The organism is Paenibacillus sp. J22P165 (assembly GCF_059692015.1).
The window spans coordinates 147074-162397 of record NZ_JCAUAP010000009.1 but is presented as its reverse complement, the minus strand read 5'-3'; the positions used below and the strand labels follow the sequence as shown (position 1 = coordinate 162397).

General features: G+C 49.6%; 14 protein-coding genes. 8 read left to right on the top strand and 6 right to left on the bottom strand.

The window, feature by feature from the left end; translation table 11 throughout:
* Nucleotides 1-148: 148 nt before the first annotated feature.
* From AC58QM_RS23240 to AC58QM_RS23230, 3 genes are all read left to right on the top strand, one after another.
* Nucleotides 149-853, top strand: coding sequence for a response regulator transcription factor (locus tag AC58QM_RS23240; protein ID WP_497287236.1), 705 nt, complete (start codon nucleotides 149-151; stop codon nucleotides 851-853).
* The gene (locus tag AC58QM_RS23235) at nucleotides 847-2265 is read left to right on the top strand and encodes a sensor histidine kinase (protein WP_497287235.1); all 1419 of its coding nucleotides are present in this window, start codon (nucleotides 847-849) and stop codon (nucleotides 2263-2265) included. The genes AC58QM_RS23240 and AC58QM_RS23235 overlap by 7 nt, the downstream gene beginning before the upstream one ends.
* A 64-nt stretch (nucleotides 2266-2329) precedes the next feature.
* Nucleotides 2330-2977: a hypothetical protein gene (locus tag AC58QM_RS23230; RefSeq protein WP_497287234.1), complete on the top strand. Its 648-nt coding sequence runs from the start codon at nucleotides 2330-2332 to the stop codon at nucleotides 2975-2977.
* 51 nt (nucleotides 2978-3028) lie between these two features.
* On the opposite strand, the gene AC58QM_RS23225 is transcribed toward AC58QM_RS23230, so the two are convergent.
* The 5 genes from AC58QM_RS23225 to AC58QM_RS23205 are packed head-to-tail and all read right to left on the bottom strand — an operon-like array spanning nucleotide 3029 to nucleotide 7260.
* The gene (locus AC58QM_RS23225) at nucleotides 3029-3949 is read right to left on the bottom strand and encodes an MBL fold metallo-hydrolase (RefSeq protein WP_497287233.1); all 921 of its coding nucleotides are present in this window, start codon (nucleotides 3947-3949) and stop codon (nucleotides 3029-3031) included.
* A 26-nt stretch (nucleotides 3950-3975) separates the two neighbouring features.
* Entirely contained in the window at nucleotides 3976-5004 is a 1029-nt protein-coding gene (locus tag AC58QM_RS23220; protein WP_497287232.1) for an ABC transporter substrate-binding protein, read from the bottom strand.
* Between the two features lie 35 nt (nucleotides 5005-5039).
* On the bottom strand, nucleotides 5040-5795 hold the full coding sequence (locus AC58QM_RS23215; RefSeq protein WP_497287231.1) for an ABC transporter permease: 756 nt from the start codon (nucleotides 5793-5795) through the stop codon (nucleotides 5040-5042).
* A complete protein-coding gene (locus AC58QM_RS23210) occupies nucleotides 5728-6567 on the bottom strand; it encodes an ABC transporter ATP-binding protein (protein ID WP_497287230.1) in 840 nt (279 codons plus the stop codon). The genes AC58QM_RS23215 and AC58QM_RS23210 overlap by 68 nt, the downstream gene beginning before the upstream one ends.
* A 27-nt stretch (nucleotides 6568-6594) precedes the next feature.
* A complete protein-coding gene (locus AC58QM_RS23205) occupies nucleotides 6595-7260 on the bottom strand; it encodes a Crp/Fnr family transcriptional regulator (protein ID WP_497287229.1) in 666 nt (221 codons plus the stop codon).
* A 245-nt stretch (nucleotides 7261-7505) separates the two neighbouring features.
* Between AC58QM_RS23205 and AC58QM_RS23200 the strand changes: the two genes are divergently transcribed.
* The gene (locus AC58QM_RS23200; protein ID WP_497287228.1) at nucleotides 7506-8540 is read left to right on the top strand and encodes a potassium channel family protein; all 1035 of its coding nucleotides are present in this window, start codon (nucleotides 7506-7508) and stop codon (nucleotides 8538-8540) included.
* 55 nt (nucleotides 8541-8595) lie between these two features.
* On the opposite strand, the gene AC58QM_RS23195 is transcribed toward AC58QM_RS23200, so the two are convergent.
* On the bottom strand, nucleotides 8596-9876 hold the full coding sequence (locus tag AC58QM_RS23195; protein WP_497287227.1) for an ArsB/NhaD family transporter: 1281 nt from the start codon (nucleotides 9874-9876) through the stop codon (nucleotides 8596-8598).
* A gap of 184 nt (nucleotides 9877-10060) precedes the next feature.
* Here AC58QM_RS23195 and AC58QM_RS23190 point away from each other — a divergent pair, with 184 nt between their 5' ends.
* The 4 genes from AC58QM_RS23190 (at nucleotide 10061) to fdhD (ending at nucleotide 15258) form a co-directional block, all read left to right on the top strand.
* Nucleotides 10061-10894, top strand: coding sequence for a DUF72 domain-containing protein (locus AC58QM_RS23190; RefSeq protein ID WP_497287226.1), 834 nt, complete (start codon nucleotides 10061-10063; stop codon nucleotides 10892-10894).
* 289 nt (nucleotides 10895-11183) lie between these two features.
* On the top strand, nucleotides 11184-11552 hold the full coding sequence (locus tag AC58QM_RS23185) for a Na-translocating system protein MpsC family protein (protein ID WP_310500079.1): 369 nt from the start codon (nucleotides 11184-11186) through the stop codon (nucleotides 11550-11552).
* A gap of 536 nt (nucleotides 11553-12088) precedes the next feature.
* Nucleotides 12089-14446: an FdhF/YdeP family oxidoreductase gene (locus AC58QM_RS23180; RefSeq protein ID WP_497287225.1), complete on the top strand. Its 2358-nt coding sequence runs from the start codon at nucleotides 12089-12091 to the stop codon at nucleotides 14444-14446.
* Between the two features lie 2 nt (nucleotides 14447-14448).
* Entirely contained in the window at nucleotides 14449-15258 is an 810-nt protein-coding gene (gene fdhD, locus AC58QM_RS23175; protein ID WP_497287224.1) for a formate dehydrogenase accessory sulfurtransferase FdhD, read from the top strand.
* The last annotated feature ends 66 nt before the right edge of the window (nucleotides 15259-15324 follow it).

Sequence of the window (15324 nt, the reverse complement as noted above, 5' to 3'; positions counted from 1 at the left end):
TCTAGTAGATGCAAAAAGAGAGTTGCCCGTTAGGAAATCTCCCTACATTCGTAAAAAATGTGTGAAGTGCTCTAAAAAATAAATAATTTGTTCACAATTATGCCGTAAAATAAAGGGGATGAGCAGTACAAAAGGAGTGTGCGCACCTGTGACAACGGTATTAGTCGTAGATGATGACTTGAATATATGTAAAATAACGAAGCTGTATCTGGAGAAGAACGGCTACGAGGTGGTAACCGCGAACGATGGCGAGCAGGCGCTCACGAGGTTCAAGGAGTTGCAGCCGGATTTCATCGTGCTGGATATTATGCTACCGAAGCGCGACGGGTGGTCCGTCTGTCAAACGATCCGCGCTCAGAGTGATGTGCCGATTCTCATGCTGACAGCGAGAGGCCACGTGGACGAGCGCGTCGAAGGCCTGCAGATGGGAGCCGACGACTATTTGGTGAAGCCTTTTGACCCAAACGAGCTGGTCGCACGGGTAACCTCGATTTTGCGCCGCACCGTGCTGCGCACGAAAGTCATGCCAGCCGCTCACATCTATGAGATCGGCAGTCTACGCGTGGACAGCTTGGGGCATGAGGTGACGGTTGAGGGGCAGGTAGTTTCGCTGCCGAAGAAAGAGTACGAGCTGCTGCTTTTTTTCATGCGGAATCCGAATCAGGTGTTCACTCGCGAGGATCTAATCGCTAAGATCTGGGGATGGGATTTCGAGGGGGAAGATCGTGTCGTTGATTTATACATTAAACGTTTGAGACAGAAGCTCTCAGCACTGACGGAGCGGAAAGAGGACTGGAGCATTCGAACCGTATGGGGTGTAGGTTACAAGTTTGAGGGGCCAGGCCCATGCTGAATTCCTTTTATAGCAAGCTCTTATTCATTTATATTTCCATCACAGTGGTGTCAATTCTGGCGATCTCAGGCACCATTGGTTACACGATGAAACAGAAGACGTATGAACGGAGTGAGAAGCTTCTTCTGGAGAAAGTGGAGCAAGTGGAGGAGCTGGCGAAGGATTTGTTTGACAATGCGACGACCCAGAAGGATTTTCGTAAGCAAATTAGCGCTATCGAGAAAACATCCAATGTGCGTGTCTCCGTGATCAAGCATCCGAAGGCCACCTTGGATAAAATCCAAGCTGTGGGGGAAGTGCCTGCACGACTGGGTTGGGTGGAGAAAGTACTCTCCGGTAATCCAGTGACAGTGAAAAGTACATTTACTTCGAATAGTAAGGTGAAAATGCTCATTGTCGGACGTCCTGTCCTGCAGGACAATCGTGTGGTTGGGGCCATTTTCCTGTATACCCCTATCGTGAATATTCAAGGGACGATCAATGAGATTAATCGGGCTATATATGCTTCTGCGCTTGTAGTTGCCCTATTAGCGATTGCTGTTCTGTATTTTGTTTCACGGCACTTTGTGAAGCCGATCCAACAGATGAGCAAGACCGCGGAGGCATTGGCGATAGGCGATTTCAATGGCCGGGTGCCCGTGCGTGGAAAAGATGAAATTGCCTCGCTATCAGGTTCCCTAAACCGCATGGCCGGCAAGCTGCAGAGAATCGAAGAAGGCCGCAAGCGGTTCCTCTCTGAGATTTCTCACGAATTGCGAACACCGCTGACGACGATTCGCGCTTCGCTGCAGGGCATCACAGATGGCGTGGTGGAGGCAGAAGATGCGAAGGAATTCATCGATATCTCCCTCCAGGAGACACTTCGACTGAGCCATCTGGTGGATGATCTGCTGGAGCTCTCTTCTTTTGAGGAGAAACAGGTGAAGTTGAATCTGCAAGCCGTGGATCTTCCTGAGCTGATTGGACTTGTCGTGACGCAGTTGAAGATGAAGGCGAAGGGCAAAGGGATCGAGCTCAGCACCGATGTGGAGGGGCCGTATACCGTATTAGCTGACGCCGATCGGCTGAGACAGGTGTTCATCAATTTATTAGACAATGCGATTAACCATATTCCGGAGGGCTCGCAAGCGGGGATTCGGGTGAAAGCGATTAGATATGAGCGCTGGGTCGAGGTCTGGGATCAAGGGCAAGGCATTGCCCCTGAGAAGCTTCCGTATTTATTTGATCGATTCTACAAAGCAGATGAGAGTCGCAATCGCTCTGGCGCAGGGTTAGGCTTGACGATTTGTAAACATATTGTCGAGGCGCACGGTGGCTCAATTCGCGTGGAGTCACAGTTGGGTGCTGGGACGGTTTTCAAAATCTTTTTGCCTAGCCTAGCGGATAAAGCTCCTCGCATGACAAACTTATGACATAACTATCGGATAAGATAAGTTTCGTAAGGTATAGAACCCAACCATTAAGGAGTGATTCCACATGTTGAAGAAGTTAGCAGGAATAGTTATCGTAGGCGCGATTGTATGTTCCATACCGGTTGCGGCCTTTGCCGAGCAAGGACAAGGAGATACAGCAGCGTCGCAGGCAAGTAAATTTCATCCGATCAAGCAACTTTTACAAGAAAAAGCGAAAGCTTTTGGCATATCGACGGATGGCAAAACGAACAAGGAGATTAAGACAGAGCTGAAAACCTCGGCCACAACGAATCGCACCGAGAAGTTGAATGCAGCCGCAGCTAAATTAGGGATTAGCACAGATGGGAAGTCAGCTGAACAACTTAAGACAGAAATTAAAGCGGCTGTCAGCGTAAAGCTGCAGGCGAAAGCATCGAAGCTTGGCGTGAGCGCAAACGGGTTGACGAACAAGGAGCTGAAAACAGCCCTGAAAGCTTCTGCATTGACGAAGTTGCAAGCGAAAGCGACTGAAGCGGGTATCACGATTGATGGCAAGACAGCGAAAGAGCTCCGCACGGCTTTGAAAGCAGCAAAAGATGCGAAAATATCGGAGTCTCTGAACAAGAGAGCGGCCAAGCTAGGCATCTCCACGAATGGAAAAACGACGGAGCAAGTTTACGCGGAGCTTGAAAGTACGCTGAAAGCCAAATGGGCGAAACAAGCAGCGAAATAAGCGTGGCAGACAAGAAGCAGCCCTGAGCGAATAACTCAGGGCTGCTTTTCATTAGATGAGGTCAAATGCCATTAAATCTCGCGCCATCGTGATTCGTCCACCGTAGATATCTCTCATGCCTTCTGTATAGGCAGCCTCGGCTTCCTCAGTTGCAGCCGGAGCTGGAATGTGGTGAGTGAGCACCAGATGCGCTACGCCTGCTTCTCGGGCAATTTCTGCTACTTCCAGCGTCGTGGAATGATACTTTGCCGGATTGGACAGGCCAACGGTCTGCTCAGGAAATTTGGCAATCAGCGCGTCGAGCCACGCTTTGTTGTAAGATTCATGGACAAGCAGATCCACGCCGCGACTGTGTGTAATCATATTGTCAACAGGGATAGTATCGCCTGAAATGACGACCGACTTTCCGTTGAACTCGATTTTATAGGCAATAGCAGGATCAACAGGTTTATGATCGACCTCGAAAGCAGTGACTTTAACGCCGCCCTGGTCGTAAACAACACCCTCATTGCTCTCAAAATAACGAATGTCTGCCCCTTCACCTGCGGAGAAATTATAGTTCACTCGGAGATTGACGTCGAAATCGAAGGACGCCCTCATTTTTCCAATAATCTCTTTCGTTGTGAGGGGACCGTAGACGTTCATTGGCCCTTTTCGCCCTTCAAATACCCGATCCGCGATCACATGTGTTCGCCAGCTCGTGATGAAAACATCGAAAAACCCGGAATTATGATCGCTATGATGATGTGTAAAGAAAACATCTGAAATCCGCTGCGGCATGATCCCTGCCTTAATCAGTTGATCCACGGTTGCGCCTCCGCAATCGAAGAGAAAGGCTTTGTCCCCAGCTAAAACCGCGACACCTGCCTTCGCCCTGCCATAAAAGGCCCTCGGTGTGCCAGTGCCAAGAATGACGACTTTGATGTGCTCATGAACATCCGGCAATAGGTTTTCTTGTGGTTGTATATACATAGGAAGGCCTCCTCAGTTACGTAACATTATTTTTCTTTCTTAACTTCATTCAAAAGCGATAAATCTAAAAATTTGCTAAAATCCAACTCATCCGCTTTCACTTTTAAGTACCCTGCATCAAAAGAGGTTTTAGCTTGCTCATTGATATCATCCAACGTAATGTCTTCGGTTAATTTCAAATGGTCGATAGCTGCTTTAATAAGTGAGGGCTCCATTCCTTTACCCGTTAATTGCTTCAATTCATCGCTAATCAGCTCATAAGCTTTGTTCGGATTTTGCTGAATGAAATCGATCGCTTGTTTGTTGGCTTTTACGGCTTTCTTGGCCAAGTCACGGTGATCCTTCAGAAACGTATCGCTAGCTACGAGAATCGTTAACGGATAGTTCCCGTCTTTTGGCGGGATCTTGTTCCAGTCCACTAAAATCGTACCAGAGCCCTCTTGGATGATCTGTGTACCCCAAGGTTCGGCAATCAAGGTTGCGTCTACTTCTTTCTGACGCATCGCGATTAACGTATCTGCCGGGGCACGTGTAACGATTTGCACGCCTGAAGTATCCGTCGATACTTTCAATCCTTCCTGTTTGAGCAGCAAACGAAGGGACAGATCCGGTGTGCCTCCCTTGGCAGCGACGGCTACTGTTTTGCCGACAAGATCCTTCACGGAATTGATGCCCGCGTCCTTGCGTGCAACTAATACTGCGCCGCCGTTATTCGCGCCAGCAATGACCCTGATATTTTTGCTTTTCAAATATTGATTGATGACAGGACCTGGCCCCACGTAGCCAATATCAATTTGGTCCGTGGCAATCGCTGTTGCGAAGTCAGCTCCATTGTCAAAAGCCGTGACGTCAATCTTGGCATTTTTACCAAAAGCGTCCTGAAAATAGTTGTTTTGCAGAGCGATAAATCCCGGTGCGTGTGTGACATTTTTCAAAATACCAATTTTCACAGTCGTACTGACAGCGCTTGAAGCAACTTCTTTACTCTGACCGCAAGCGGACAAGACCAAAGGTACGACTACAACCAAACTCATCATCCAACCTACTTTTTTCACACGAATTCCCCCTATATGATTCTAAATAGCCTCATTTATTTCTTAAGCTGAAAGCGTAGCACGATGCGATCCTCTAGCTGTTTGAAACAGAAATGATCCGATATCGTACCGATCACAGCGATGATGATGACCACGCACAGAATTGTTGCCGTATCGCCAAGTCCGCGTCCATCCTGTAACATCTGCCCGAGCCCCACGCCCTTAGCGATAAGCTCGCCAGCTACAAGTGCCCGCCAAGCGAAGGCCCAGGCCACTCGTATACCTGTAATCCAATGGGGAAATGCCGCCGGCAATTGCACTTGAAAGAACAAGCGGTAGCCGCTGCCTGTTCCTAGCATTTGCGCAGCTCGCAGATGAATCGGCGAAATGTTCATGATTCCTGTGCGGCTGGCCATCGACATCGTCCATGTGGCGCCAATGGTTGTAATGAAAATGACCGACGTATCATTCAGTCCGAACCAGATAATTGCGAAGGGCAGCCATGCGATACTCGGCACAGTTTGAAGGGCAACTACGAGAAAGCCAAAGGTCTCATCGAAATACCGATATCTTGCAAATAAATAGCCTAATATCGTCCCGATGCTAATCGATAGGGCAAATGAGAAAAGTAAGCGACGAAGGCTAGCCCCAATAGCGTTAAGGAGATGCCCGTGTGCAAACCCATCATAGAAGGCCTGAAAGGTCTGTAGTGGAGAAGGAAACTTCCAACCCCAATCAAATATTCTAAATCCCAACTCCCATATGATCAGCAGCAGAATTAGAAATAGCGTTCTTCTTAAGGCTGTATGCATGGCCAAGCTCCTCTCTGACTACCTTCTCGAGCTCATCCGTCAGAGCTTCCATAATTTTATTTTCCAAAGCATGAATGAGCGGATCGCTGTTTTGATGAGGTCTTGCCGCTTGCACGGTGAATTCTTTCTTAATCCTGCCTGGTTGCGTCGCCATCACGATAACACGATCTGATAAAATGACGGCTTCACGAATGTTGTGAGTAATAAATAAGATCGTTTTACCGGTTTTTAGCCAAATCTCTTCCAAATCCTTCAGTAAAATGAAGCGCGTCTGCTCATCCAAAGCCGCAAAAGGCTCATCCATTAATAGGATCTCAGGATCCATAACGAGCGCTCTGGCAATCGCTACCCGTTGTTTCATCCCGCCAGACAGCTCATGTGGATAACGATCGATGAACTTGCTCAAGTGCACAGCTTTAATCTGTTCTGTAGCTAGTGCATAGCGATCTTTCTTGGAGAGCCCTTTTTGCTTCAGACCGAAAGCCACATTATCCAGCACCGTGAGCCAAGGGAACAAGCCGTGTTCTTGGAAAACGACAATGCGATCGGCTCCTGGCGCAGTAACCCTGTGTCCACCCACCGTAATCGTTCCGCTGCTTGCTTGTTCAAAGCCGGCAATCAGGTTGAGAAGCGTGGACTTCCCGCAGCCTGAAGGTCCTACGATGGAGACGAATTCCCCCTTGTTAATCGTGAGAGAAACGTCGTCTAAAGCCGTATAGGAAAGGCCTTTTTGCTGTGAAAAGGATTTATTCACATCCGTTATCGTTATCATGTGCTCAACCTCCAGGGGGATGCTCGTCTATATATCTGTGAAAAAACGGTTCGGATGATACACAACGATCTTCTTTTTGGCGTAATCGATAAGTCCTTTATCGCGCCATTTGTTCAAGGTTTCCGTGACGGTTTGTCTGCTGCAGCCAATGACATAGGAGATTTCTTCATGACTGAGCGGCACTTGTACTTCGAGCTTCTCTTCCGTTGGTTTGCCTAACTGCAGGAGGAACCAAGCGAGCCTCCAGGCTACGGGGCGGGAGATTAAGGTTTCAACCATTCGTTGTGTCTGCAGGAGTCTTCGCGCACCTAGAACAGCAACGGAATAGGAAAATTCCGCGTTTTCTTTGGCCAATTCCAGAAATTTTCGACTGTCTAGCGTAATAATTTGGCTGTCCACCAGACACTTGGCGTAGCGCTTGCGAGCCATGTTCGTCAACACTTCCGCATTGCCGAAAACCTCCCCCTCATAGCGAAGAAATAGGGTAATTCCTTGCCCCTCCTCGGAAGATTGGGAAATCTTAATTAACCCGGAAGCCACATAATAGGCACCGCTGGGCAAGTCATTTTCCTGAAAGACAAACTCATTTTTTCGGTAGGTATGACTAATACCATGTTTTCGAAAAGCCTCAATCATGACTTCCTTTGTAGGGTCTTTTTCCTGAAGGTCAGCAAGCTCATGTAATTGGTCCATAATAGGATCATTCTCCCATTCTTATTTCTTAAAGAGTGCACTTCCTCTAATGCCGAGTATTCCAATCTGTTATATGTATATTATCACATGATTTCATCCTAGAATGTCGGATTCCCGACAAAATGAAAAAAACGTGAACAGAAATAGCGAGACTCTTTCGGATTTATTCATCTAAAAGCGTTTTTCTTGCTATACTTAAAGAATAACTTGGAAATTGTTAGGCGGATGCCTGTCAGGAGGTCATCATGCTTTTCTTCTCAAAATTCCTTTTGCGTCTAATTCGTTGGAATAATCTGTTTGTTTTTGGCGTGGCTGTTGTGTTCATTGGAGGGAGTTCACTCTTAGCCTATGAGCTAGAGCCGAGCACTTTTGAGACCCGATTTAACGGCTTGTGGTGGGTTATGACGACAGTTACAACGGTTGGTTATGGTGACTTTTATCCCCATACGGTCGCAGGCAAATGCTTAGGTATCGTCGTGTACATCTTCGGTATTGGACTTATTTCCATAACGATTAGTAAAGTCGTGGATGCCTTATTTGTGTATCAGCGCATGAAGGAGGAAGGGAAATTGAAGTTTGCAGGGGCGAACCATTTTGTCATTATTGATTGGAGTCAGCATGCAGAGAATGCCATTAACGAAATTCTGAACTCAGACCCCCTTGTGGAGATTGTACTTATAGATACACTGGAAAAATCGCCAATTCAGCATGATCGCGTGCATTATGTGCTAGGTAACCCTCAGCTCGTGGCAACACTCGAAATGGCGAATACCTCTAAGGCAAGAGCGGTCTTCATCTTTGCGGATGAGGTGACACAGCTCCAGAACACGATTCGAGATCCGGCCTTCGTCGATGGCAAAACACTCTTGGTCGCCACGACTGTCGAACGCAACTATAACCATGTGTACACGATTGTGGAAATCCGCGATAAGCAAAATCTACCCAATTTTCAGCATATTCGCATTGATGAATTCATCTTCGGGAGTGAGACGATATCCCAACTCGCGGTACGTTCAGCATTCAACCCTGGCAGCTCCAAAATTCTTACACAGCTGTTGACGCGTACGCCAGAGGGGGAGGATCTCTATGAGATTCCGACACAGGCCAAGTGGGTGACGTTCCATGATGCGTTTCAGGATTTGCTGCAAAAGGGTGCCACACTAATCTCAGATGGTGAACATCTCAATATTAACAAAAGGCTTCATGAGCAGATTCCGCAGGGAGCTAGGCTGTTCGTCATTTGTGATAAGGAAACGTACGGACGATTGACTGTTAAATAGAGAAAGAGCCAGGAGGCTGGTCGATAAACCTCTTGGCTCTTTTTGCATGCCACTTTTAAATCAAATAGCGCAAGTACATGTATACGCTCGAAAGAACAATCGATAACAGCATGAAGGGGAAGCCATATTTCAGATATTTTATGAACGTGATGGGATGCCCCTCTTTACTGGCTAGTCCTGCCACAATCAAGTTCGCGCTCGCCCCGATCAATGTACCATTACCGCCCAAACAAGCGCCAAGTGCCAAACTCCACCATAGTGGTTCTAGATTGCTGACGCCCAAGACACCCATTTCCTGAATCAATGGAATCATCGTGGCAACGAAGGGGATATTGTCGAGAAAAGCGGATGCAATCGCGCTCAGCCAAAGAATAAGCATGGAAGTTGCGATCGGGTTGCCGCCTGTTAACTCGATGGCGTGTACAGCTAATTGCGTAATTACGCCTGTTTCTACAAGGCCCGATACGAGCACGAACAGACCGACAAAGAAAAAGATCGTAGGCCACTCAATACTTGCAAAGGCAGGCTCCAGCATACGCTCTCCTGTCAGGAGGAGTAGAAGAAACGCGCCACTAAGTGCAATCGTAGCCGATTCCAAATGTAAGCTTTGGTGCAGGAAGAAGCCTAGAATGGTAAGTGCTAGTACGGTGAGGCATTTCCAGAGAAGCTTGCGGTCCGTCAACATGGCGTTCTCATCCATTTCCATAATGCTCTTTTGGAGCTCGGGTGTGGACTTGACTTGCTTCCCAAAAAGAAGCAGGAACAATGGGATATAGGCCAGCATGATGATGATTGCAATAGGTGCCAGATTGTTAATGAAGGCCATGAACGTGAGCTCACTCACTGCGCTGCCAATCATAATATTGGGCGGATCACCAATCAGCGTGGCTGTACCCCCAACATTAGAGGCCAGAATTTGCGTAAAAAGAAACGGGAACGGATTCACGCGAAGCTGTCTTGTGATACTCAAGGTGACAGGCACCATGAGAAGCACGGTTGTCACATTATCCAGAAAAGCTGAGCATACGGCTGTAATGATCACGAGCGCGATCAGGATCCTTCGCGGCTGCCCTTTGGCAAGCTTCGCTGCCTTCACAGCGATATAGGAGAACAGCCCTGTTTCTGCCGTGATACCCACCATAATCATCATGCCGATGAGCAGTCCAAGTGTGTTGAAATCGATGTGGTGCAGTGCTGTTTCTTGACTGACAATACCACAAACAACCATGAGCACGGCACCAATCATTGCGATGATGGTGCGGTGAATTTTCTCAGAAATAATAATCGCATAAATCAGCAAGAAAATGCCGATAGCCCAATAAGCTTGTAATTCCACTAGATCCGCCTCCATTGACTAATTGACGACCCGCAGTCTCCGAAAAAAGACAAAAAGAGCCCGCTGTTGGCAGGCTCCTCCGGGTCAATCCTATATAGGGTAACTATACCTGTTCCCTCGGAAGTTGTAAAGATAAAGGCATTTGGTACAATAGAATTAACGTTTTTGGCTCAGGGGGACGACAATGATCAATATCGGTTTGGCAGGTTGGGGTGACCATGACTTGGGTGGGAGTAAAGGGAAGCTGATGAGCTATGGCGCCCATTTCCCATTGGTGGAGGTCGATACCTCCTTTTACGCGATACAGCCAGAACGCAACTATGCGAAATGGGTACAAGAGACACCTGAGAATTTTGGGTTTATTATAAAAGCCTACCAAGGGATGACTGGCCACTTAAGGGGAGAAAATCCTTTTGCAGGCGGTGCTGATCAAATGTTCGAGGCGTTCCTTCAGTCGATTCGTCCCGTTCAGGAAGCGGGGAAGCTGAAGGCTGTGCTATTTCAATATCCACCTTGGTTTGCGTGCAACAAGGCAAGTGTGGATGTAATTCGCGAGGCGAAGGCGCGAATGGGTGATGTGCCGCTCGCGCTAGAGTTTCGCCACCAGAGCTGGTTCACGGAGGACATGCGCGATAAGACGCTGGCTTTCATGAAGCGCGAGGGCTGGATGCATAGCATCTGCGATGAGCCGCAGGCGGGAATTGGATCGGTTCCCATCGTCCTGGAGGCGACGCATCCCGACATGACGATGGTTCGCTTCCACGGACGGAATGTCGGGGGATGGGTACAGACGAACGAGGCCAACTGGCGCGATGTGAGATATTTGTACGACTACAATCCGCAGGAATTGTTGGAGTGGAAGGTGAGGTTGCTCCGCTTGCAGGAGCAGACGCGTGAGATTTGTATCATTTTTAACAACAACTCCGGTGGACATGCAGCTGGAAATGCCAAAACACTAATGAGCATGCTAGACTTAGACTACGAGGGGCTGGCGCCGAGGCAGTTGGATTTGTTCTGAGGATTGTAAATAAGTGGATGTATGAGTAGATAAAAGGGGAGTGAGACAGGTGGTTGGTGCAATTATTGGAAGTGTGATCGCGATTATCATCGTGATTGGACTGACGATTTGGATAACAAAGAAGGCATACTCGCGGAAGTGGGAAGATGATGAATAGAACCGAAGTAAGTGCTGATGTGTAGGGAAATGACACATAGAAACGCATCTTCAGGTGTTGTCAGGTATAGGCTTTCTTGCTATGATGAAGCTAGGACAAGCTTGTAAACGTAAACATAAAGGTGGCTGACCAATGAATCGTATGGAGGCCGAATTTAGTAATCTAGTAAAAGCTTATCGCAAGAGGCATATGGGTAAAGGGCCGGAGCGAGTGACGACGACCTTTTGCAAAAGCTGGGCAATCTGCGAAATGGCAGGGAATCTTTCCCCAGTAGAGAAATTTATGGCGAAGACCGGCGATGGCAGGCAAATGCTCCGCACGGCACGCACAGAAATGGTCAAAGAAATCTACAAGGATCATCCGCCTGTAGAGATGGAAGCGCTGCTCGGCGCCAAGTTTATTCAGCTATTTGTCGATATCGATATTGCTCAGGATGTAGGGATGTCGGTATTCGTTTTTGATGAGGATTTGGAAAAGAAGTTTGGTACAAGAAACGGATAACTAACCGCTCGTACATCTACATATACATAAGTAAGGTGCTTGGCACTTGGTAGCGAACCTGCCGGAGACTAACCACTGTGAGACAACCCGAGACTCTTCTCGTAAGAGGGGCTTGGGGTTGTTTTGCGGTGGTTTTTTGCTTCTAAGGCAGCTGAAAGGGTGGGCGTGAACTTCCGGCTGCATCCCCGGTAAGCGTATCGGGTGAGTAGGGCGGGAAGGCGGTCAAAGATGCAAATAGGCAACAATTTCACGCTAGATTGCTCGTTGAGTAGAAATGGTTGCGAAAAGGCAACCTTATGGCGGGAAATAGGACATAACCATCAGAAACGATAGAAATAGTTGCTGATTTGCACTTATTTCTCGAAAATAGGCGAATTTGTTGGTGAAAGGTTGCTCATTCGCAATTTTGAGGGGACATTGCGGTGCATTGCATGTAGGGAGATATGACGGAACAAGGAAAGAGAGTGCAAGGTGAGATAGGTTAGGGGATAGAAGAAAAAGAAATTGATACATACACGCAATGGGAGGCGTTTAATTTGGGGAAAACGAAGCATACAGGGCCGATCAAGCTGCCTGCGAAACCAGATCCTAAGCTCTGGGTCAGTAAGATACCATTCGGTCTCGGTAAAGTGAAGCCAAAGCATATTCGAGAGACGGCAAAAATAGCGTGGCAAAATCGTGATAATTTGCCGTACGCGGTGAGAATTCTGACGCAAGGTGTGTGCGATGGCTGTGCGCTTGGCGTGTCGGGGCTTTACGATCAGACGCTGGCAGGGCCTCATATCTGCACGACACGGCTAAACGTGCTGCGGCTGAATACGATGCCAGCCATTCGCGAGGAGCTGCTCCATGCGGACATCGACGAGCTCAGCCGTTTGAGCTCCACCGAGCTTCGTCAGCTCGGGCGCATTCCATATCCGCTCATCCGCAGGAAGGGGGAGCGACGGTTCCGCCGCGCCACATGGGATGAGGCGCTGGATACGATTGCAACGAAGATGCGGGGGTTGAACCCGAAGCAGATGGCGTTCTATTTAACGGCGAGGGGAATTACGAACGAGTCGTACTATGTGGCAGCGAAGGTAGCGAGATTGCTCGGCACGAACAATATCGACAATGCCTCGCGCATCTGCCACTCGCCGTCGAAGACGGCACTGAAGCGCTCCGTAGGCGTGGGCGCTTCGACCTGTAATTATAAGGACTGGATCGGCACGGATGTCCTTGTATTCTGGGGCAGTGTGGCCGCGAACAATCAACCGGTCTCGACGAAGTATATGTATGCGGCCAAACGCAAAGGGACGAAGATCATCGTCATTAACCCGTACTACGAGCCTTCTATGGAGCAGTACTGGATCCCTTCCATTGCCGAATCAGCGTTATTCGGCACGAAGCTGGCCGACGATGTATACCAAGTGAACATCGGCGGAGATATCGCCTTCATGAACGGCATCATGAAGGTATGGTTCGAGATGGAGGCGCGTGAGCCAGGATCCGCGATAGACCATGCGTTCGTGGCTACGCACACGAACGGCATAGAGGAGCTGCGCGCCCACGTGGCGCAGCAGGATTGGACGACGCTCACGCAGTCGTCCGGTCTCACCCGCGAGCGCATCAGCGAGCTCGCTCTTCTGCTAGCCCGTGCCTCTAGCGCGGTATTCGTGTGGAGCATGGGGCTCACACAGCACCGCTTCGGCACGGACAACATCTCGCAGGTGGCGAATCTCGCCCTCCTGCGGGGCTTTCTAGGCCGCGAACACTGCGGGCTGATGCCCATCCGCGGCCACAGCGGCGTGCAGGGCTCCGGCGAGATGGGCGCCGATCCCTTCTCCCTGCCGGGCGGCGAAATCAGCAGCGCCGCCGACCGCAACCGCATCGAGCAGCTCTGGGGCTTCGAGCTGCCGAGCTGGCAGGGTGACATCGTTGGTGTCACCCTAGAGAATGCGCTCCTGCCTGAGGAGCAGGAGCGGAAACTCCGGTTGTTTTACACATCCGGAGGCAACTTCCTCGAGACGATGCCGGACCCGGCATTCGTCCGGAACGCACTAGAATCAATGGATGTCCGTGTCCACCAGGACATCATTCTCAACACCTCCACGCTGCTCGACGCGCGGGAGGCGGTGGTGGTGCTGCCCGCGATGACGCGCTACGAGCAGCCTGGGGGAGGCACATCCACTTCGACGGAGCGGATGGTGTACTTCTCGCCCGAGATCGCCGGTCCCCGCATCGGCGAAGCCCGTGCGGAGTGGGACATCTACGTCGATCTCGCCCGCCGGGTGAAGCCCGAAGCCGCAGCGTTGCTAGGCTGCGGCACCGCGGAAGCCATCCGCGCCGAGATCGCGCTAGCGGCGCCGAGCTATGATGGCATCCAGCACCTGCGCGAACGCGGTGATGTGTTTCAATACGGCGGCGCGTGGCTGTGCGAGGACGGCGTCTGTCCGACGCCGGATGGCCGCGGCCGGCTGCTGCCGATTGAGCTTCCGGAGCTGCGGAAGCCGGAGGGGCATTTCGCGGTGACGACGCGCCGCGGCAAGCAGTTCAATTCCATGATCTACAGCGATGTCGATCCATTCAATGAAGCGGATCGCTACGATGTGCTGATGAGGCAGGAAGATATGCGAGGCCTTGCGCTGCAAGAAGGCGAAGCGATTGTAGTCTACAACGGTTATGGCAGCATGCATGGCAGAGCCAAACAAGCCGACATCCGAAGCGGCAATATCGAAGTGCATTGGCCTGAAGGGAATAGTTTAATACCCAAGGGGGTATACGAACCGTTTGCGGGCATTCCGGAGTATAACACAGCTGTTATTGTTGAAAAGGCAGAAACGTATCACGCTCACAAAGATACGCGCTATGTGGAGAAGCGGATTGCAGAGCTGGAAACGGAAATGGAGGGTTAAGGATGGACGAGATAGAGCCTTCATCATCAGCAACCACAACGTGGTCTATTCACCGTTATAACGGTTCAGAGGTGCTTCCAGCGGAGGATACCATTGCCGTCGAGGCACCTCTGACCATCCTGCTCAATGGCGAAGAATTCGCCACACTCGTCTACACGCCAAGCGACACAGTCGATCTGGTTACGGGCTTCCTTGCCTCCGAAGGAATGATTCGATTTGTCGATCAGATTGAATCATTGTCACTTGAAGAGGACCGAGGCCTGGTTCATGTGAAGCTGAGGCATATGAACCAACTGAGTCGTCAGATGGTATCAAAGCGATTCATTGGGTCTTGCTGTGGAAAAAGCCGCCAGTTTTATTTTCACAACGATATGCGCACTGCCAAAACGGTGACGACGAAGCTCAGCTTGACGATTCCCCAATGCTTTCATTTGATGAACGAACTTCAGGAGCAATCAGCAGATTTTCGGTCGACTGGGGGGTTGCATAACGCAGCTCTTTGTACGGCGAACGAACTGTTACTCGCGAGATCGGACATTGGCAGGCACAACGCACTAGATAAAATATACGGACACATCCTCCGGCAGCGAATACCGGTGCGAGATAAGGTTCTCGCTTTCAGCGGAAGGGTCTCTTCCGAGGTTGTGCTAAAAGCGTCGAAGATAGGAGTAGGCATCCTTTTGTCCAAATCAGCACCTACCGATCTCGCACTTCGACTCGCTCACGATCTTGGTATTACGGTGGTTGGCTTCATTCGGAAGGACCATTTAACGGTGTATACGCACCCTGAACGCATTGCAGAATGTCGATAAAGTTACCTTTTTGTGGAAATATTTATATTGTCTCTCTATCAGAATTGTGCTAGATTCTAGCTATTG

Coding starts and splice junctions, on each gene's coding strand:
- AC58QM_RS23200 (WP_497287228.1), top strand. CDS start 7,506: ATGCTTTTCTTCTCAAAATTCCTTTTGCGTCTAATTCGTTGGAATAAT.
- AC58QM_RS23190 (WP_497287226.1), top strand. CDS start 10,061: ATGATCAATATCGGTTTGGCAGGTTGGGGTGACCATGACTTGGGTGGG.
- AC58QM_RS23205 (WP_497287229.1), bottom strand. CDS start 7,260: ATGGACCAATTACATGAGCTTGCTGACCTTCAGGAAAAAGACCCTACA.
- AC58QM_RS23185 (WP_310500079.1), top strand. CDS start 11,184: ATGAATCGTATGGAGGCCGAATTTAGTAATCTAGTAAAAGCTTATCGC.
- fdhD (WP_497287224.1), top strand. CDS start 14,449: ATGGACGAGATAGAGCCTTCATCATCAGCAACCACAACGTGGTCTATT.
- AC58QM_RS23235 (WP_497287235.1), top strand. CDS start 847: ATGCTGAATTCCTTTTATAGCAAGCTCTTATTCATTTATATTTCCATC.
- AC58QM_RS23230 (WP_497287234.1), top strand. CDS start 2,330: ATGTTGAAGAAGTTAGCAGGAATAGTTATCGTAGGCGCGATTGTATGT.
- AC58QM_RS23210 (WP_497287230.1), bottom strand. CDS start 6,567: ATGATAACGATAACGGATGTGAATAAATCCTTTTCACAGCAAAAAGGC.
- AC58QM_RS23225 (WP_497287233.1), bottom strand. CDS start 3,949: ATGTATATACAACCACAAGAAAACCTATTGCCGGATGTTCATGAGCAC.
- AC58QM_RS23215 (WP_497287231.1), bottom strand. CDS start 5,795: ATGCATACAGCCTTAAGAAGAACGCTATTTCTAATTCTGCTGCTGATC.